The 17,724-nt window shown below is 65.2% G+C and carries 16 protein-coding genes; 5 read left to right on the forward strand and 11 right to left on the reverse strand.

Features of this window, described 5'->3' with window-relative positions; genetic code table 11:
* Nucleotides 1–15: 15 nt before the first annotated feature.
* The gene (locus ECTOBSL9_RS04345; RefSeq protein WP_063464037.1) at nucleotides 16–1,836 is read right to left on the reverse strand and encodes a long-chain fatty acid--CoA ligase; all 1,821 of its coding nucleotides are present in this window, start codon (nucleotides 1,834–1,836) and stop codon (nucleotides 16–18) included.
* A 166-nt stretch (nucleotides 1,837–2,002) separates the two neighbouring features.
* Nucleotides 2,003–2,524 carry a protein disulfide oxidoreductase gene (locus ECTOBSL9_RS04350; protein ID WP_063464038.1) on the reverse strand — a complete coding sequence of 174 codons (522 nt, stop codon included), beginning with the start codon at nucleotides 2,522–2,524 and terminating at the stop codon, nucleotides 2,003–2,005.
* A 137-nt stretch (nucleotides 2,525–2,661) separates the two neighbouring features.
* On the opposite strand from ECTOBSL9_RS04350, the gene nadA reads away from it, so the two are divergent.
* Complete coding sequence (gene nadA, locus ECTOBSL9_RS04355; RefSeq protein WP_063464039.1) at nucleotides 2,662–3,741, forward strand: quinolinate synthase NadA; 1,080 nt, start codon at nucleotides 2,662–2,664, stop codon at nucleotides 3,739–3,741.
* A gap of 39 nt (nucleotides 3,742–3,780) precedes the next feature.
* On the forward strand, nucleotides 3,781–4,974 hold the full coding sequence (locus ECTOBSL9_RS04360) for a hypothetical protein (RefSeq protein ID WP_063464040.1): 1,194 nt from the start codon (nucleotides 3,781–3,783) through the stop codon (nucleotides 4,972–4,974).
* An 18-nt stretch (nucleotides 4,975–4,992) separates the two neighbouring features.
* Here ECTOBSL9_RS04360 and ECTOBSL9_RS04365 read toward each other — a convergent pair whose 3' ends face one another.
* The 9 genes from ECTOBSL9_RS04365 to def all read right to left on the reverse strand — a co-directional run bounded on the left by ECTOBSL9_RS04365 (nucleotide 4,993) and on the right by def (nucleotide 14,668).
* Nucleotides 4,993–5,940, reverse strand: coding sequence for a lipid A biosynthesis acyltransferase (locus tag ECTOBSL9_RS04365; protein WP_063464041.1), 948 nt, complete (start codon nucleotides 5,938–5,940; stop codon nucleotides 4,993–4,995).
* Entirely contained in the window at nucleotides 5,933–6,274 is a 342-nt protein-coding gene (locus tag ECTOBSL9_RS04370; protein ID WP_063464042.1) for a tetratricopeptide repeat protein, read from the reverse strand. The genes ECTOBSL9_RS04365 and ECTOBSL9_RS04370 overlap by 8 nt, the downstream gene beginning before the upstream one ends.
* Before the next feature lie 72 nt (nucleotides 6,275–6,346).
* Nucleotides 6,347–7,720: a Trk system potassium transporter TrkA gene (gene trkA, locus ECTOBSL9_RS04375; RefSeq protein ID WP_063464043.1), complete on the reverse strand. Its 1,374-nt coding sequence runs from the start codon at nucleotides 7,718–7,720 to the stop codon at nucleotides 6,347–6,349.
* A 3-nt stretch (nucleotides 7,721–7,723) separates the two neighbouring features.
* On the reverse strand, nucleotides 7,724–9,097 hold the full coding sequence (locus ECTOBSL9_RS04380; protein WP_063464044.1) for a sigma-54 dependent transcriptional regulator: 1,374 nt from the start codon (nucleotides 9,095–9,097) through the stop codon (nucleotides 7,724–7,726).
* A gap of 67 nt (nucleotides 9,098–9,164) precedes the next feature.
* A complete protein-coding gene (locus tag ECTOBSL9_RS04385; protein WP_082829733.1) occupies nucleotides 9,165–11,300 on the reverse strand; it encodes an ATP-binding protein in 2,136 nt (711 codons plus the stop codon).
* Nucleotides 11,285–11,878, reverse strand: a complete 594-nt coding sequence (locus ECTOBSL9_RS04390) for a DUF4390 domain-containing protein (protein ID WP_240481045.1) — start codon at nucleotides 11,876–11,878, stop codon at nucleotides 11,285–11,287. The genes ECTOBSL9_RS04385 and ECTOBSL9_RS04390 overlap by 16 nt, the downstream gene beginning before the upstream one ends.
* The gene (gene rsmB, locus ECTOBSL9_RS04395) at nucleotides 11,875–13,170 is read right to left on the reverse strand and encodes a 16S rRNA (cytosine(967)-C(5))-methyltransferase RsmB (protein WP_063464046.1); all 1,296 of its coding nucleotides are present in this window, start codon (nucleotides 13,168–13,170) and stop codon (nucleotides 11,875–11,877) included. Before rsmB ends, ECTOBSL9_RS04390 begins: the two co-directional genes overlap by 4 nt.
* Nucleotides 13,171–13,178: 8 nt before the next feature.
* Nucleotides 13,179–14,108: a methionyl-tRNA formyltransferase gene (gene fmt / locus ECTOBSL9_RS04400; protein ID WP_063464047.1), complete on the reverse strand. Its 930-nt coding sequence runs from the start codon at nucleotides 14,106–14,108 to the stop codon at nucleotides 13,179–13,181.
* Complete coding sequence (gene def / locus ECTOBSL9_RS04405) at nucleotides 14,108–14,668, reverse strand: peptide deformylase (RefSeq protein ID WP_063464048.1); 561 nt, start codon at nucleotides 14,666–14,668, stop codon at nucleotides 14,108–14,110. The genes fmt and def overlap by 1 nt, the downstream gene beginning before the upstream one ends.
* Nucleotides 14,669–14,888: 220 nt before the next feature.
* Here def and ECTOBSL9_RS04410 point away from each other — a divergent pair, with 220 nt between their 5' ends.
* The 3 genes from ECTOBSL9_RS04410 to ECTOBSL9_RS04420 all read left to right on the forward strand — a co-directional run bounded on the left by ECTOBSL9_RS04410 (nucleotide 14,889) and on the right by ECTOBSL9_RS04420 (nucleotide 17,699).
* The gene (locus ECTOBSL9_RS04410) at nucleotides 14,889–15,989 is read left to right on the forward strand and encodes a LysM peptidoglycan-binding domain-containing protein (protein WP_156500036.1); all 1,101 of its coding nucleotides are present in this window, start codon (nucleotides 14,889–14,891) and stop codon (nucleotides 15,987–15,989) included.
* A gap of 94 nt (nucleotides 15,990–16,083) precedes the next feature.
* Complete coding sequence (gene dprA, locus ECTOBSL9_RS04415) at nucleotides 16,084–17,211, forward strand: DNA-processing protein DprA (protein WP_063464050.1); 1,128 nt, start codon at nucleotides 16,084–16,086, stop codon at nucleotides 17,209–17,211.
* A gap of 14 nt (nucleotides 17,212–17,225) precedes the next feature.
* Nucleotides 17,226–17,699, forward strand: a complete 474-nt coding sequence (locus ECTOBSL9_RS04420) for a DUF494 family protein (protein ID WP_063464051.1) — start codon at nucleotides 17,226–17,228, stop codon at nucleotides 17,697–17,699.
* Nucleotides 17,700–17,724 lie beyond the last annotated feature (25 nt).

Genomic DNA, 17,724 nt, shown 5'->3' on the forward strand with positions numbered 1-17,724 from the left:
AGGTTCGGCAACTGATCAGCGCTTGCTGTGGGCCTCGTACATGGCCTCGATCTGCTTGCTGTAGCGCTCCAGAATCAGGGCGCGCTTGAGCTTCATGGTGGGCGTGAGCAGACCGTTGTCCACGTCCCAGGGCTCCAGGGTGGGCGTGAGGCGGCGTACCTGGGCGTAGCCATGGAACTCGGTCAACTGCTTGCCGGCGCGCTCCAGCAGGGCCTTTTCCACCTTGCGGCTGTAAAGATCCTCACTGCTGTCCGGATCCACCTCCAGTTCCTCGGCCAGCTTTTTCCACTCATCCGGGCTGAGCACCACCAGGGCGGTGAGATAGGGCTTGCCCTCCCCCAGCACCATGGCCTGCTCAAAGATCGGATCCAGGGTGATGGCCATCTCCATATCCGCCGGGGGCACCTTCTCGCCGTTGCCCAGCACCAGGATCTCCTTGATGCGACCGATGATGAAGATATGCCCCTGCTCATCGATGCGGGCCTTGTCGCCACTGTGCAGCCAGCCATCCTTGTCGATGGTGTCGGCGGTGGCCTGCTCATTATTCCAGTAGCCCTGCATCACCGAGGGGCCACGCACCAGCAATTCCTCATCCTTGCCGATGCTCACCTCCACGCCGGGCAGTGCACAGCCCACACTGGCGGGCACGTTATCGTCGGGCCGGTTGACGGCCACCACCGGACTGGCCTCGGTCATGCCAAAGCCATGGAACACAGGCAGCCCCAGGCCGATGAAGAACCGGGCGATGGGGGGTGGCAGCGGCGCGCCGCCGCAGACGGCATAACGCAGACGCCCGCCCAGGCGCTCGGTCACCTTGCCGGCAACGATCTTTTTCAGCAGCGGCCATAACAGCAGCTTGGGATGCCAGCCGGCGCGGCCCTGCTCATGCTCGAAGCGGTGCCAACCCACGGAAACGGTGGTGTGGAACAGGAAGCGGGCGAAGCCGGACTTCTCCTCCAGGCCCGCGGTGATGCGCCCGTAGATGCGCTCGTAGATGCGCGGTACGGAGATGAGCACGGTGGGGCGCAGGTTCATCAGGTCCTCCGCCAGGCCCTGCACCGAGCGGGCGAAGGCCACCTGGGCACCCACCATCATGGGCATGTAGCAGCCACCGGTGCGCTCCAGGGTGTGGGACAGGGGCAGGAAGGAGAGAAACAGATCCTCCCCCCCCATGGGGGCACACTGCTGGGCCGCATAGGCGTTTTGCAGGATATTCTGGTGGGTGAGCATCACCCCCTTGGATCGACCGGTGGTGCCCGAGGTATACACCACGGTGGCCAGGGAGCCGGGATCCACATCACGGGTAATCAGTTCATGATCGCCCTCGGGGGCCCATTCATCCAGGGACTTGAGGCGCGGGTCCTCGGGGAATTCTGCCGGGTCCACTGCTTGCACGGTGACGATGCGATTGACCGTGTCCAGTCGCTCGCGGACCTCCTGGAGGCGCTTCCATTGCTGACGACCGCCCAGCAGCAACAGCTTGGCTCCGGCATCCTTGAGGATATAGGCGATGTTGTCCGGCCGGTCGTCGGTGTATAGCGGCACCGTGATCAGGCCAAGGCCCAGGCAGGCCTGGTCGAAGATCACCCATTCCTGGCAATTGCGCAGCATGACCGCGACGCGGTCGCCCGGAGAAAAGTCTTCCTTTTGCAGTGCCGCCTGCCAGCGGGCCACCTGCTCACCCACCTCCCGCCAGGTGCGCGACACCCATTCGGAAGTGGCCTGATCATACTGTTTGTAAGCCACCGCATCGGGGCTTCGCTTGACTCGCTCCCTGAACAGTCCGGCCAGGGTCCTCGCCTCCCCTGGCGTGACCACGTGATTGGGCTCGCCCATGTTGACTCCTCTGCTTTCGGGGTACTTTGCCCCGGGTTCTTGCCCTTGAGGGGACCCCGCCCGGCGGCGTATCGTCGCCAGCTGAGCATGATTTCCCCGAGTTTCGCCTGAATATATCGCGACTGCCCAGTATAATCACGGGATGGGCCGTTTTTGGTGTGCTGCGTCAGTTCAACGCGCTGGCGGCCCACAGGCGGGCCCGCAAACCCCAGGCGGTGGCAAAGCCGCGCTGGCGAAAGCGCACCTCGCCATCGGCATCCACCACGAAGGTGGCCGGCACCGCTCCCACGCCGAACCGGGCGGACAGTGCGCCGGTCTCGTCCACCAGCACCGGATGGGTATAGTCGTTCTCGTGCATGTATTCCCGCAGCGCCTGGGCATCACCGGACTGCATGGCCACGGTGAGCACAGGCCAGTCCTGGCTGATGGACTCGATGGCCGGCTGCTCAACCCGGCAGATGCCGCACCAGGTGGCCCAGAAATGCACCAGCACCGGCTGGCCCTGGTAGTCCGACAGGCTCACCGGTGAGCCGTCCAGCAGCAGGCCCTGCAGCGGCGGCGCCTCGCCGGAGACCATGTCCCGCTGCAGCCAGGCCTTGATGGCCAGAAACACCAGCAGGATGATGATCAGCTCCAGTCCGCGGCGCAGCCAGCGCCGTCGTCCGGTATGCTTGGGAGTGTCACTCATGGGTTGGAGATGGGCGCCTGCCGCGCAAGTGAAGGGTTTATCGAACGCCATGGGAAGAACATGACGGGTTGATACCGGTCAAAACCATTATCAACAGGCTCAAGGCCTGCCCGCAAGCCAACGGGGACTCAAGATTCATGACCACAGCCACCGTACAACCGCTGCACCACTTCAAGGTTCCGGAAACCGCCTGGGTGGAGCGGCAGATGCCTCACTACACGGGCGCCGAGCGCGAACGGGTGATCGAGCGCATCAAGACCCTGCTCAAGGAGCAGGAGGCCACCCTCGTGGCCCACTATTATGTGCATGAGGATCTGCAAATGCTCGCCGAGCAGACCGGCGGTTGCGTGTCCGACTCCCTGGACATGGCCCGTTTCGGCAAGGAACACCCGGCCTCCACCCTGGTGGTGGCGGGCGTGCGCTTCATGGGGGAGACAGCCAAGATCCTCAGCCCTGAAAAAAGGGTGATCATGCCCACCCTGGAGGCGGAGTGCTCCCTGGACCTGGGCTGCCCGGCAGATGAATTCATCGCCTTTTGCGATCAGCATCCGGACCGCACCGTGGTGGTGTATGCCAACACCTCTGCCGAGGTGAAGGCGCGCGCCGATTATGTGGCCACCTCCAGCATCGCGGTGAAGCTGGTGGAGCACCTCAAGAACGAGGGCAAGAAGATCCTCTGGGCCCCCGACCGTCACCTGGGGGCCTACATCCAGAAGACCACCGGTGCCGACATGGTGCTTTGGGATGCCACCTGCGTGGTGCACGATGAGTTCCGCACCCGGGCCCTGGTGGACCTGAAACAGGAGCATCCGGATGCTGCCGTGCTGGTGCACCCGGAGTCCCCCGCCGGGGTGATCGAACTGGCCGATGCGGTGGGCTCCACCTCACAGTTGATCAAGGCGGCCCGGGAACTGCCCCATGAGACCTTGATCGTGGCCACCGACAGCGGCATCTTCTACAAGATGCGACAGGCGGCACCGCACAAGACCTTCCTGGAGGCGCCCACCGGCGGGCATAGCGCCACCTGTCGCAGCTGCGCCCATTGCCCGTGGATGGCCATGAACGGCCTGGGCAATCTGCTGGAGGTGCTGGAAACGGGTGGCAACGAGATCCACGTGGACGAAACCGTGCGCCAGGGGGCGCTGCGCTCGACCCAGCGCATGCTGGACTTCGCCAGCAGCCAGCACACGCCGGTGCTGGGACGTGGGGACGCCTGATCCCATGGCGCTGGCGGATCGCTGCCTGGTCGCGCGCTCATGAGCAGCAAGGCGGGACCGCAGCCCGTCATCCCCATGGCGGTGTTCCGCAAGATGGTGGCTCAACTGCCGGCGGAGCAGCTGTCCCGCCTGCCGCCAGAGAAGCTGCCGGAGAACATCCCCCTGGATCTGGTGGACGAGGCGCCTTACTACTCCCGTCGTGCAGTGGAAGGCCTGATCCTGTCGGCCAATGCCTATCATCTGGAGCGGCGGCTGAACATCCAGGATCAGTACGGCCCGGAGGTGATGGGCGCCCTGGACAAGTCACAGGTGGTGGGCAACACCGCCAATGTGAAGATCTTCTGGCAAAAGCTGGAGGATCTGCGACAGATGTACGAGCAATGGCGCAAGGACCCCAGCCCACAGAATCTGGACCGTCTTGGCAACCAGATCCGCACCCTCAATGCACTGCTGCTGGACGTGCGCGCCGAGAACGCAGACACCACCCGTTCGGCCCAGTTGCTGCGGGAGCAGGCCTGCGGTCCGGAGCTTGCGTCGATGTTCCAGCAGGCCATCGAGCGCCTGCACGAGCACAGCGAGCGCATCGAGAACCTGCTGGCCCGGTATTTCCGCATCCGCATCACGGTGGCCCAGCACGAGATGCAGGTGCGACTCAAGCAGATCAACACCCTGGACCGGCAGGCGGAGAACCTGCGCGAGCAGATGGAGGATCTGCGCACCCAGCTTGAAGACTCCCAGACCCTGTGGCGCCGCGCGGTCAAGCGACTGCATGCCGATCAGCAGGCAGAGCATCTGCAATCGCGCATCATGGCACTGGCAGGGGAACTGCGCTCCCGCGAGGTGAGCATTTCGGAGAACCAGCTCACCCAATGGCTGGATGCCCTGGTGGACGCGGCCCTGCACCCCCTGACCCGACCCTCCGTTTCCAGCCATATGGGCGATGGGCGCATGGCCCTTTACAGCCTGCTCAGCCGCTATTGTCAGCAGCAGGAGGACTCGGCCCGACAGATCGCCCGCAACCCCTTCCTGCAGGTGGACCCGGCCCAGGCCATTCGTTTCGTGCTGCTCTCGGAGCAGTTCATCCTGGATTATTTTCGCAAGAAGCGTAACGAGACCACGGCCTGGATCAGCGACGTGGCCCAGGTGAAGAGCGAGGATCTGGATGGTCTGGAACGGGAAATACTCAGCGAACTCAAACGCTCAAGCCGGTTCAAGCGCAAGCCCAGCGGGTGAGGACCTGAAGCGGCACCTTCAATACACCTTGGGCTCCCCCCGCGGGCGGGTCTTGAAGAACCGCAGTGTCCACAGATACTGGGCCGGATCGCGACGAATCAGGGCCTCCAGGGCCGCATTCATGCGGGCTGCATCCTGCACGTCGTCCCCGGTGGGAAAATCCGCCAGGGGTTCGGCCATCACCAGTTCGTAACGGTCCTCATCGATCCGGTAAAAGCCCATGCTGGGCACCACCGGTGCGCCGGTGAGACGCACCAGGCGACCCAGGGCCGGGATGGTGGCCTTGGGCACGCCAAAAAACGGGGCAAACACGGTGTGTGCGGGCCCCAGATCCTCGTCCGCCAGATAGTAGAACACCTTGCCCTGGCGGGTGTGGCGAATGGCCGGTCGCAGACCCTGGTCCCGGGCAAACATGGCAGCACCATACTGGGAACGGCTGCGGGTGTTGATCCACTCGATGATGGGGTTCTTCATGGGCTTGGCGAAGGAGACACCGCCGCATTCCAGGCTCAGCCTCAGGCCACCAAAATCCAGGGCCGGGGCATGGGCGGCGCAGATGATGGCCGGCTGACCCTGGCTCTGCATCTCCAGCACACCGGCTTCATCCACCAGCTGGATGCGCGCCCGGTGGCGCCGGTGGCTGCCAAACCAGAGCAGGGGATAATCCACGAAACACTGCCCGACAATGCGGAAATGCTCGCGCAACACCTGCTCGCGTTGCTCTTCCGACCACTCGGGAAAGCACAGCCGCAGGTTCACGCGGCCAACATGCCGACGGCGCCCGCCGGTCACCCAGGCCAGCCAGCCCACCGCCCGACCCACGCCCCGACCCACGGGTCGGGGCAGCCACATGATCACCCAAAGCAGAGCGATACCCAGCCAGGTGCCCCAGTAACGCGGGTGCAGCATGGCCCACTCGAAGTGGGTGCGATAGCCCTCCGGGGCCTGCACCGCGGTATCAGTCATGGCTTCCCTCTTCCGCCGCAATCCGTTTTTCCACTCGTTTGCGGAAGATCCGCATCTCCTTCGCCGCCTGAATATCCCCCCGGGACTCGGCGACCGTGATGCCCTCGTTATAGGCATCCAGGGCCTCGAACAGCGCCCCGCTCTCATCCAGTGCCCGCCCCAGCAACTTCCAGGCAGCGGAGTAAGCCGGGTCATGCCCCACAGCCGCCCGCAAATGGATGGACGCCTCTCCAGGACGACCGTCGGCCAGATACGCATTGCCAAGGGAAAATCGCAGCAATTGATTATCCTGACCGTCGGCCAGCATGGCCTCGAAGCGTTCGATGTTGGTCATGTTCGGCCCGTTCGTTTTACAGAATGAGCCACAAGTATAACGTCAACCAAAGCGGGCAAAACCCGGACGGGCCTACAGGAATGTCACGCTGACCTGGAACAGGCGCTCCACCTCATTGACGCGCTGCTTGTCGGTGAGGAACAGAATCACATGATCCTCCGACTGCACCACGGTGTCGCGGTGGGCGATGATCACCTCATCACCGCGCACCAGGGCGCCGATGGTACAGCCCTTGGGCAGCTTGATCTCCTCCACCCGGCGCCCCACCACCTTGGAGGTCTTTCGGTCCCCATGGGCCACCGCTTCGATGGCCTCGGCGGCGCCGCGACGCAGGCTGTGCACGGCGACCACATCACCGCGGCGCACATGGGTGAGCAGGGCACCGATGGTCACCTGCTGAGGTGAGATGGCAATGTCGATCACGCCACTCTGCACCAGCTCCACGTAGCTGGGCCGGTTGATCAGGGACATGACCGTGCGGGCACCCAGGCGCTTGGCCAGCATGGCCGAGAGGATGTTGGCCTCGTCATCGTCGGTGACCGCCACGTAAACGTCCGTGCCCTCGATGTTCTCCTCGATGAGCAGTTCCTTGTCGGCGGCATCCCCCATCAGCACCACCACGTGATCCAGGGTTTCGGCCAGCTCCTTGGCCCGCGCCGGGTTGCGTTCGATGAGCTTGACGGAGAAATGGGGCCCCAGGTTCTGGGCCAGGCGCTTGCCGATGTTGCCGCCCCCGGCAATCATTAAACGCCGATAGGGCTTGTCCAGGCGCCGCAGTTCACTGGTGACGGCGCGGATATTGCGCCGCGCGGCGATGAAGAAGACCTCGTCATCCACCTCAATGACCGTGTGGCCTTCGGGAAAGATGGGCTTCTCGCGCCGGAAGATGGCTGCCACCCGGGTCTGCACGCCCGGCATGTGGGTGGCCAGATGCTTGAGTTCCTTACCCACCAGGGGGCCGCCATGATAGGCGCGCACCGCCACCAGGGAGACCCGGCCATCGGCAAAGTCCAGCACCTGCAGGGCCCCGGGATGCTCGATGAGGCGCTGGATATAATTGGTGACCACCTCCTCGGGGCTGATGAGCACATCGATAGGCAGCGACTCCGGGGTGAACAGGGCCCGGTACTGCAGATACTCCAGGCCCCGCACCCGGGCAATCTTGGTGGGGGTGTGGAACAGGGTGTAGGCCACCTGACAGGCCACCATGTTGGTCTCATCGGAATTGGTGACCGCGATGATCATGTCCGCGTCCCTGGCACCGGCGCTGATGAGCACATCCGGATGGGAGGCAAAGCCAACGATGGTGCGCAGGTCCAGGCGATCCTGAAGGGCCTGCAGGATGTCCGGGCGGGTGTCCACAACGGTGATGTCGTTGGCCTCGTTGGCCAGGTTGTGGGCCACCGTGCTGCCCACCTGGCCCGCGCCCAGTATCAGTATCTTCATGGCTCAGTCCCGGGACTTCTTCGGCTCAATGCCAAGGGCGCGCAGTTTACGATACAGGTGCGTGCGTTCAAGCCCCACCCGTTCCGCCAGGCGGGTCATGTGACCATCCACCTGCTCCAGCTGGCGCAGCAGGTAATCCCGCTCGAACTGTTCACGGGCCTCGCGCAGCGGCAGTTGCGTATTGGGCTCAGGGCTCTCCCGGTACTCTACCGTCTGCGGGGCAGCCCCGCTGAGTGCTGACTCCACCTCGGCCGCATCCACCTCATCGGCATTGCCCAGGATCAGCAGGCGCTGCACCAGATTGCGCAGTTCCCGGATGTTGCCCGGCCAGGGGTGGCGGGCCAGGCGGGCCCGGGCACCGCCGCTGAAATGGCGCCGTGGCAGACCCTCCTCCTGGTGAAAGGCCCGAACGTAGTGCTCCAGCAGTTCCGGTATATCGTCCACATGCTCGCGCAGCGGCGGGATGTGCAGGGGCACCACGCTGAGGCGGTAGTAAAGATCCTCGCGGAACTGCCCTGCGGTCACCCGGGCACGCAGATCCTCCTGGGTGGCGGCCACCACCCGCACATTGACGGCGATGGGATCACTGCCCCCCACACGGGTCATGCGCTGCCCCTCCAGGGCGGTGAGCAAGCGACCCTGGGTGTGCAGGTCCATCTGTGCCACCTCGTCCAGGAACAGGGTGCCGCCACTGGCCTGCTCCAGCAGACCGTAGCGGATGCGATGCCCCTGCTCCTGGCCAAAGATCTCCACCACCGCCTCATCGGCGCTCATGGCACCCACCGGCACCTCCACGAAGGGCCGCTCAGCCCGGGCACTGCAGGCGTGCAGGTAACGGGCGAAGGTCTGCTTGCCCACCCCGGCCTCGCCGGTGATCAACACCCAGGTATCGTGCTGGGCAATGCGGCTCACCTGATCGCGCAGGGCCTGCATGGCCGTGCTGGACCCCTCCGGCTCGGTGGTGTTGTGGGACCGCCGGCGCAGGCCGATGTTCTCCCGGGTGAGCCGGTCGGCCTCCAGGGCCCGCTCCACGGTGAGGGTGAGCTTGGCCAGGGAGAGGGGTTTTTCCAGGAAATCGTAGGCCCCCAGGCGAGTGGCCTCCACGGCGCTCTCCACGGTGCCATGGCCCGACATCATGATCACCGGGCTGGGCTGACCCCCGGCCTCGATCCATTCCTTGAGCAGGGAAATCCCATCCCCATCAGGCATCCAGATATCCAGCAGAATGAGGTCGAAGCGACGCTTGCGGCGCTGCTCCCGGGCCTCCTCCACGGTGCCGGCCACGGCCACGCCATAGCCTTCGTCTTCCAGGATTTCCTGTACCAGACCACGAATATCCGGTTCGTCATCCACCACCAGGATGTAGGATTCGCTCACACCGCCTCCCGAGACTCATGGGTATCGGCAGGGCTGCTCTCGGAGAGTGGCAGGTTGATGCTGACCATCACGCCCCCCCGGGGCGATTGCCCGCCCGCACCATGCCGTTATGCTCTTCGACCAGCTTCCTGACGATGGCCAGGCCAAGCCCGGTACCTTTGGGCTTGCTGGTCACATAGGGTTCGAACAGCCGCGTCATCATGTCTTCCGACAGGCCGCGGCCATTATCCAGCACCAGGATTTCCACCATATTGCGCTGACCGTCCACCTCCTGGCGGGTCTGGAGCGTCAGGCAGCCATCGTCCATGCCTTCCAGGGCCTCCAGGCCATTCTTGATGAGATTGTGCAGCACCTGACGCAGCCGGCCTGCATCTGCCCGCAGCAGCGGCAGGCGCTCATCCAGGCTCAGCTCCACACGCACACCGATGTCGCCGTGACGATACAGCTCGGCCACCTCGCGCACCAGCTGATTCAGATCCAGGGGCTTGATGGCCAGCGCCGGGGGCCGGGCATACTCACTGAAGGCGTTGACCATGGCCTTCATGGCCTCCACCTGGTTGATGATGGTCTGGGTGGAACGTTGCAGCATGCTGGCCTCGGCCTCCTGGAGATGCGGGTGCAGCTTGCGCTCCAGGCGCTCGGCAGAGAGCTGGATGGGAGTGAGCGGGTTCTTGATCTCGTGAGCCAGCCGCCGGGCCACTTCTGCCCAGGCGGCATCCCGCTGGGCCTGAATCAGGGTGGTGATGTCGTCGAACACCACCACCGGACCGCCCCGCAGCCCGCTGCCGTGGGACAGCCACACCCCCCGGCACATGAGCACCTTGCGACCGCCGGAACCGAAAGCGGTGAGCTGCTCGCTCCATTCCGGCCGTCGCGCGGAGAAGAACGGCCCCAGTTCTTCCTGAAAGCGCTTCACCACCCCGGAGTGGTGGGCGATCTCATCCAGGTCATGGCCCAGATGGCGCTCCAGATCCACCTCCAGAATCTGCGAGGCGGCGGCATTGGCCGTGCGCAGGGTGAGGCGGCGATCCAGGGTGATGACCCCGGAGGAGAGATTCTGCAGCACCGCCTCCAGGTACATGCGCTGACTCTCCGCCAGGCGCCGGCTGCGTTCCACCTCGTCGCGGGTGGCGGCCAGGGTGGCGGTCATGGCATTGAACGAGCGCACCAGAAAACCCAGTTCGTCGTTCTGGGTGACGGGGAGCTTCTTGTGATATTCACCGGCGGCCACGGCGCGGGTGCCCTCGGCCAGTTCCTGGATGGGCGCCACCAGACGTCCGGCAGAGTACAGGGCCCCCCAGACAGCGGCCATCACCGACACCAGCAGGGCCAGGGACAGGGTGATGGTGAAGCTCTGCTTGATGGGGCCCCGCAGATAGGCGAATTCCTTGTACTCGGAGAAGGCATCCTGGACGCTGTCGGCCAGCACACTCATGCGCGGCGCCACCGGATACACCGCCTGCAGGATACGGCCGTCCCCGGAAGGACTGCGACTCGGCACGGGCGCCACCACGCGGATGTGCAGGCCATCGTCATACACCGGCTCCAGGGCCGAATAGGTCCGCCCCTGGGAGAGGATCATCAGCACCTCCCCGGCGGGCAGGGTGGGCAGGCGCTGCAGGCTGGCGCCACTGGTGTAGGCAATGATGCGATTGTCGGCACCGAACAGGGTGAGTTCCATGGCCCGGCTGTCATCGCGCATGTCTCCCAGACGCAACGCCGCCAGGCCCTGGGAGACGTCCATCAGATCCCGGGCCAGGGACTCGGTCTCCTGGGTGTGCTGGCGCACGCGCAGATCCAGGGAGGAGCGGGACAGCTCAAGGGCATCCTCCAGGGCCTTTTCCACGCGCACGTCGAACCAGCTGTCGATCCCCTCGTCCAGGAAGGTGATGGAGAAGTAATACACCACCATCACCGGCACCAGGGCCAGACCCACGAAAAGGGTTACCAGCTTGAGGGTAAGCCGCGACCCGGGCTCATTGCGCAGTACCCGGCGGGTAACGAGAAACAGCTTGGTGCCGATCAGGGCGGCCATGAAAACCAGGGCCAGCGAGTTGAACAGCAACAACCAGATGTAGAGGCGCTCGAAGCGTTCGGAGTTCTGGGCCGCGTCGCCCATCACCAGCAGCGACAACAGCAGCACCACGAAGATGATGCCCATGGGCACCAGACCCAATGATAATCGTCTCAGCGCAGTGACCATGTGTACCAGTCGCTTGCCGGGCTCCAGTCACGCATCACGTAACCGCGCACCCGCAATGGCAGGGGCAAGGCATCCACCCGCAGCCGGGCGCGCACCCGCGCCTCGTACTCCTGTCCATCCTGGAGCAGCGAGGCATCCAGCAGCGGCAACTCATCCATGTCGCCCAGGGTGAACAAGGCCGACTCCAGACGGTAGAAGGTGCGCTTTACGCCCGTATTCAGATGGGTGATCACGTACAGGCGACTCAGGGCATGATATTCCAGGCGGTAGCGCTGGGAGAGCTCGGCCACGGTAGCGTCCCAGATCCAGTCCCGGCCGCGGCTGATCTCCACCTGCACCTCGAAGGTGAGCTTCACCCCATTGTGCAGCGCCTCTTCCAGATTGGGAGTGAGGCGGTAATCGATGGTGGCGTTGAGCAGATACAGGCCGTTGGACAGTTCGGTATGGGCGGACCGGACCTTCAAGGGGGCGTCACCGGACAGGGCGTTGATCGGCAGCGCCACCAGCAGGGACAGCAGGCACGACAGCAGCAGCGCCCGCAAGCCGTGTATCCGGGCCTGTGACGCCAGGAGGGTCAACGTCTGATCAGCCGGGCATAATAAAAACCATCCATTCCCTGATCACCGGAGAGGACCTGGCGACCCGCAGCCTGAGCACGGCCCCAGGGCGCCTGCAGGGGGGATTCGCTGGCCGAGGGTTCGTCCTGGAGAAATTGGGCCACGATCAAGGCGTTTTCATCCGGCAACAAGGAACAGGTGACATACAAAAGCATACCCCCAGGCGCCAGCAGGGGCCAGAGCGCCCGCAGCAATCGGGCCTGCTCGGCGGCCAGGGCGGGGATGTCCGCATCCCGGCGCAGCAGCTTGATGTCCGGGTGTCGACGGATCACCCCGGTGGCAGAACAGGGTACATCCAGGAGGATGCGATCATACGGCGCCCCCTGGTGCCAGCGGTCCGGCTCGGCCCCGTCGCCGGTCACCAGGTGGGCCTGATAACGGCCCCGGTCCAGGTTCTCCCTGACCCGATCCAGGCGCCCGGCATGGGCATCCAGCGCAGTGATGTCCAGGTCGCCGCCGGCCTGCTCCAGAAGGTGCAGGGTCTTGCCGCCCGGGGCCGCACAGGCATCCAGCACCCGCTGACCCGGGCGGCAGTCCAGCAACGGCGCCGCCAGTTGCGCGGCGGCGTCCTGAACCGACACATCGCCATCCTGAAAACCGGGCAGGGCCTCCACAGCCACCGGTTCGGACAGGGTGAGGGCCGAGGGCACGTGCTCATGAGGCTGTGCCTGGATGCCCTGTCCTTCCAGCCGGGCCTGATAATCCTCCCGCGATCCCCGATGCAGATTCACCCGCAGGGTCATGGGGGGATGGGCATTCATGGCCTGGCAGAGGGTGTCGGTATCATCCCCATAGGCCCGCTGCAAACGGGCGAACAGCCAATCCGGCAAGGCATGGCGCAGCGCCGGTGACTCATCCACCTGCTGCCCCCGGGCCTCACCCTCGCGCTGGGCCCGGCGCAGCACGCCGTTGATCAGGCCCACGGCCCAGCGCTTGCGCAGGCTGCGGCCCAGGTCGGCGGTCTGCTGGATGACGGCATAGTCGGGGGTGTTCATGTACTGCATCTCGAACAGCCCCATCAGCAGGGCACAGGCCACGTCCTGATCCCTGCCCCGCAGGGGTTTGTCCATCCAGCCATCGAGCATCGCCTGCAGACGGCGGTGCCAGCGCAGGGTGCCGTAGCACAGGGCCTGGGTCAGGCCCCGATCCCGGGGTGGCACCTGCTGCAGATGATGTGGCAGGGCATCGGAGAGGGAGGCGCCGTCCTTGAGGACGCGCAACAGAACCTTGAGAGCCGCTTCACGAGGTGACATATGTTGTCCTACTGTCCCAGCACGCGGCCCAGCAGGGAGCGTCCATTCAAGAATTCCCGCGCCGACAGTGGCTTGCCGCCCGGCAGTTGCAGGCGGGTGATGCGCAGCAACCCCTCGCCGGTGGCCACATCGATGCCCTGGGGACCTTCGGCAACCACCGTGCCCGGCGCCGCCGAGGCCTGCCCCGCAGGCAGTTCCGACATCCACAGGCGCAAGGGCTGCCCTTCATGAAGGGTCTGGGCCACAGGCCAGGGGTTGAAGGCGCGCACGCGACGATCCAGACAGACGGCCCGCCGTGTCCAGTCCAGCCGGGCCTCGGCCTTGCTGAGCTTCTCGGCATAGGTGACCAGGGCCTCGTCCTGGGGCTCTCCCCGTAGCGATCCCGCCTCCAGGCCTTCCAGCCCCTGGAGCAGCAGCTGCGCCCCCTGGGCCGCCAGGGTGTCGTGCAGGGTGGCGGCGGTATCCTGGGCGGTGATGGGGCAATGGGATTTGAGCAGCATGTCGCCGGTGTCCAGCCCCGCGGCCATCTGCATCAGGGTGATGCCGGTCTTGTCATCCCCGGCCAGCAGGGCACGCTGTATGGGGGCGGCACCACGCCAGCGGGGCAGCAACGAGCCATGCAGGTTGACGCAGCCCAGACGGGGGATGTCCAGCACGGCCTGGGGCAGAATCAGGCCGTAGGCCGCCACCACCATCAGGTCCGGGGCATGGGCCCGCAGGGTTTGCTGATGGGCCTCATCACGCAGGCGCTCGGGCTGTTCCACGGGGATCCCATGGGACTGGGCCAGTTGCTTGACGGGGCTGGGCTTGAGCTTGCGCCCCCGCCCGGCGGGGCGGTCCGGCTGGGTGTAGACCGCCACCACCGTGTGGGGGGAGTCGATCAGGGCCTGCAGGGCGGGTACGGCAAAATCCGGCGTGCCGGCATAGACAATCCGCATCAAACCGCCTCGCGCTGCCGCGTGGCCCGATTGGGGGCGCCGTGACGGTGGGTCTTTTCGAGTTTCTTGCGAATGCGATCGCGCTTGAGCTTGGACAGATGATCCACGAACAGCTTACCGTCCAGATGGTCGATCTCATGCTGGATGCACACCCCCAGCAGACCACTTGCTTCCATCTCGAAGCGCTTGCCATTGCGATCCAGGGCCCTCACCCGGATACGCTCGGCACGCGTCACCGGCTCGTAATAGCCCGGCACGGACAGGCACCCCTCCTCGCAATCGGCCTCTCCCCAGCGATCAACGATCTCCGGGTTGATGAAGCACAGGGGGCGCAGGCCCTGGCCGGAGCGCTCCTCGGAGCCTTCCTCGGCCACATCCATCACGATCACGCGGCGCAGGACGTTCACCTGCACGGCGGCCAGGCCAATGCCCTCGGACGCGTACATGGTCTCGAACATGTCGTCCACGAGCTTGCGGATCTCACCATCCACAACTTTGACCGGGTCGGCCTGACGACGCAGCCGGGGATCGGGAAAACGCAGGATTTCTAGTAGTGCCATGACCGCCTATCCGCTCAATGGGTGTATTTGTGCAGCGTCAAAACCATTTCTGCTAAAGTTGTGATTTCATCAGAACAATGCCGTCCGAGCTTGCGCTCAGGGGAGCCGTGACGGCCGGAACCCGCCGTGGATCGGCGGGAAAACCGCATCCGGGCCATTGGCGCCCTGGCGACGAGGGGGAACGATGTCCGCTCCATATCCGCTGCGTGTCGGACACGCGATGTCCGTCGTGACGCTTATTCTAGCGTTCCTGGCCTCGGGTTGCGCCACCGCGCCCGAACCTTCACCGGAACCGGAGCCCGAACCGCCTCGGGTGCAGGCACCACCGGAGCCCGAACCGGAACCGGAAATCCGCATTCAGCCTACCGCCCCCGAACGCTACGTGGTACAGCCGGGCGACACACTCTGGGACATCTCCAACCACTTCCTGCGTGATCCCTGGTACTGGCCGGAACTGTGGGTGGCCAATCCGCAGATTCCCAATCCCCACCTGATCTACCCCGGCGACATCATCACACTTTACTATGTGGACGGGCGTCCGCACCTCACGGTGGATGGCGGCCCCCGCGTGCGGCCCACGGTGAGACTCTCGCCCCGGGTGCGTGCCGAACCCCTTCCCCCCAGCCTGGATGTACCCATTCAGGCGCTGCAACAATTCCTGGTACGTCCTCGTATTGTGACAGAGCAGCAGATGGAAGATTCCGCCTATCTGCTGGCCTCTCAGGACGAACGCATGGTGTTTGGTGCCCATGACCGCGTCTATGCCCGACGTCTGGCCGAGGATCCCCTGGGCACCCGCTACAACGTCTTCCGGGCCGGCGGAGAACTGCGCGACCCGGTAACCGGCGAGAAGCTGGGATTCGAGGCCATCCCCGTGGGCGACGCCGAACTGGTGCGTGAAGGCGATCCGGCCACGGTGGTGCTGACCCGTAGCGACCGGGAGGCCCTGACCGGCGACCGGCTGCTACCCCAGGACGACAGCGACCAGGCCTTCCTGTTCACACCCAGCACACCCGACCCTGATGCCGAAGGGCAGATCATCTCACTGTTCGATGCCATCAGCCAGATCGCCCGCTTCCAGGTGGCCGTGATCAACCTGGGCGAGCGCGAGGGTGTTGAACGCGGCCATGTGTTTGCCACCTATCAGTCGGGTCGCGAGGTGCGTGACCGCTTTGCCGGGCGCGGCAACGAGACCGTGACCCTGCCGGACGAGCGCGTGGGCCTGATGATGGTCTTTCGCACCTTCGAGAAGGTGAGCTATGCCCTGGTGATGGAGTCCACACATCCCATCGAGCGCGGCTACGCCGTCAAGCATCCCTGATCACTGACAATACCTCGGGGCGGGCCCTCCGGGTTCGCCCCGAGCAGGGATGACCCTTGCTCTTCCCCCTTCACGCTTGAGACCTGCACAGACCATGGACACGGCCGTCCTCACCTCCTGGCTTCACCTGTGGCATACCCCCGGCGTCGGGCCCGCCCTGTTCCGGCGCATCCTGGAACAATACGGCACCCCCGAGGCCTTCCTGCGAGCCCCACGCGGGGCCTGGCGGAACCTGGAGCTGCGCGATGAGGCCATCGCCATCCTGGAACAGGATGCCCCGCCACCCGGCGTGATGGCCGACCTGGATTGGGCGGCGGGCGATCGGCACCACATCCTGCTCCTTGAGGATCCCGGTTACCCGCCCCGCCTGCGGGACATCGCCAGCCCCCCGCCCGTGCTGTATGTGGTGGGGGACCCCCAGGTACTGCATTGGCCCATGCTGGCGGTGGTCGGCAGTCGTCACCCGACCCCGGGCGGCCGCGAGACTGCCAAGGCCTTCAGTGCCCACCTGGCGCGCCAGGGCCTGGTGATTGCCAGCGGCCTGGCGCAGGGGGTGGATGGCGCCGCCCATGCCGGCGCCCTGTCGGCAGGAGGCCTGACAGTGGCCGTCACGGGCACGGGGCCGGATCGCATCTATCCCGGCTCCCACCGCTCTCTGGCCCGACGTCTGGTGGCCGAGGGGGCCATGATCACGGAGTTCCCCGTGGGCACGCAGGTCAAGCGGGAACACTTCCCCCGTCGCAACCGCATCCTGTCGGGCCTGAGCATCGGCACCCTGGTGGTGGAAGCCGCGGCCCGCAGCGGCTCCCTGATCACCGCGCGCCGCGCCGTGGAACAGGGCCGCGAAGTCTTCGCCATCCCCGGCTCCATCCACAACCCCATGGCCCGGGGGTGCCACCGCCTGATCCGCGAGGGCGCCAAGCTGGTGGAAACGGCCGATGACATCCTGGAGGAACTGGGGGCTCAGGCGCTGGTTCCCACCGCATCCCTGCCCAGTGCCACGGCCGCCTCCGAGGGCAACGGCCACCATAACGATCCGCCCGGGGAGACGGAACCGGACCATGCCAGGCTGCTGGAAGCCATGGGTCACGACCCGGTTTCGGTGGATCAGCTCGTGGGACGCACTGGATTGACCGTGGCCATGGTTTCCTCCATGCTGCTGCTCATGGAGTTGCGCGGCCAGGTGGCCTCCCTGTCCGGTGGTCGTTACGTCCGCCTGTAGCCGGAATAGCGAAGATGAAAGAGAACGTGCTCGACGTATTGATGTATCTGTTTGAAAACTATATAGACGACGACACGGAGCTGGAGCCGGATCGTGAGCAGCTGCACAATCTGCTGCTGGACGCTGGCTTCCCGGTCGCCGAGATCAACAAGGCGTTTGACTGGCTGGAAAACCTGGCCAGCCAGGACACCTCGCTCAGGACCCTGCACACCGACTCGGCGCTGCGCCTCTACACCGAGCCCGAGATGAACCGCATGGATGCCACCAGTCGTGGCTTCCTGCTGTTTCTGGAGCAGAACGGCGTCTTGAGTCCATCCACCCGCGAGGTGGTGATCAACCGGGTCATGGACCTGGACACGGAAGAAATCGGCCTGGATGAACTCAAATGGATCACCCTCATGGTGCTCTTCAACCAGCCCGGCCAGGAGGCCGCCTACACCTGGCTCGAGAGCCTGATGTTCGAGAACCCGCCGGAGTATCTGCACTGACCCCCCGCCACACAACACAGGTAGC

It is taken from the genome of Ectothiorhodospira sp. BSL-9 (genome assembly GCF_001632845.1).
In the GTDB taxonomy this organism is placed as follows: domain Bacteria; phylum Pseudomonadota; class Gammaproteobacteria; order Ectothiorhodospirales; family Ectothiorhodospiraceae; genus Ectothiorhodospira.

Excerpts from the sequence above, each read along its gene's own strand:
- ECTOBSL9_RS04345 (WP_063464037.1), bottom strand. The coding sequence starts at position 1,836 with ATGGGCGAGCCCAATCACGTGGTCACGCCAGGGGAGGCGAGGACCCTG.
- ECTOBSL9_RS04350 (WP_063464038.1), bottom strand. The coding sequence starts at position 2,524 with ATGAGTGACACTCCCAAGCATACCGGACGACGGCGCTGGCTGCGCCGC.
- nadA (WP_063464039.1), top strand. The coding sequence starts at position 2,662 with ATGACCACAGCCACCGTACAACCGCTGCACCACTTCAAGGTTCCGGAA.
- ECTOBSL9_RS04360 (WP_063464040.1), top strand. The coding sequence starts at position 3,781 with ATGAGCAGCAAGGCGGGACCGCAGCCCGTCATCCCCATGGCGGTGTTC.
- ECTOBSL9_RS04365 (WP_063464041.1), bottom strand. The coding sequence starts at position 5,940 with ATGACTGATACCGCGGTGCAGGCCCCGGAGGGCTATCGCACCCACTTC.
- ECTOBSL9_RS04370 (WP_063464042.1), bottom strand. The coding sequence starts at position 6,274 with ATGACCAACATCGAACGCTTCGAGGCCATGCTGGCCGACGGTCAGGAT.
- trkA (WP_063464043.1), bottom strand. The coding sequence starts at position 7,720 with ATGAAGATACTGATACTGGGCGCGGGCCAGGTGGGCAGCACGGTGGCC.
- ECTOBSL9_RS04385 (WP_082829733.1), bottom strand. The coding sequence starts at position 11,300 with ATGGTCACTGCGCTGAGACGATTATCATTGGGTCTGGTGCCCATGGGC.
- rsmB (WP_063464046.1), bottom strand. The coding sequence starts at position 13,170 with ATGTCACCTCGTGAAGCGGCTCTCAAGGTTCTGTTGCGCGTCCTCAAG.
- fmt (WP_063464047.1), bottom strand. The coding sequence starts at position 14,108 with ATGCGGATTGTCTATGCCGGCACGCCGGATTTTGCCGTACCCGCCCTG.
- def (WP_063464048.1), bottom strand. The coding sequence starts at position 14,668 with ATGGCACTACTAGAAATCCTGCGTTTTCCCGATCCCCGGCTGCGTCGT.
- ECTOBSL9_RS04410 (WP_156500036.1), top strand. The coding sequence starts at position 14,889 with ATGTCCGTCGTGACGCTTATTCTAGCGTTCCTGGCCTCGGGTTGCGCC.
- dprA (WP_063464050.1), top strand. The coding sequence starts at position 16,084 with ATGGACACGGCCGTCCTCACCTCCTGGCTTCACCTGTGGCATACCCCC.
- ECTOBSL9_RS04420 (WP_063464051.1), top strand. The coding sequence starts at position 17,226 with ATGAAAGAGAACGTGCTCGACGTATTGATGTATCTGTTTGAAAACTAT.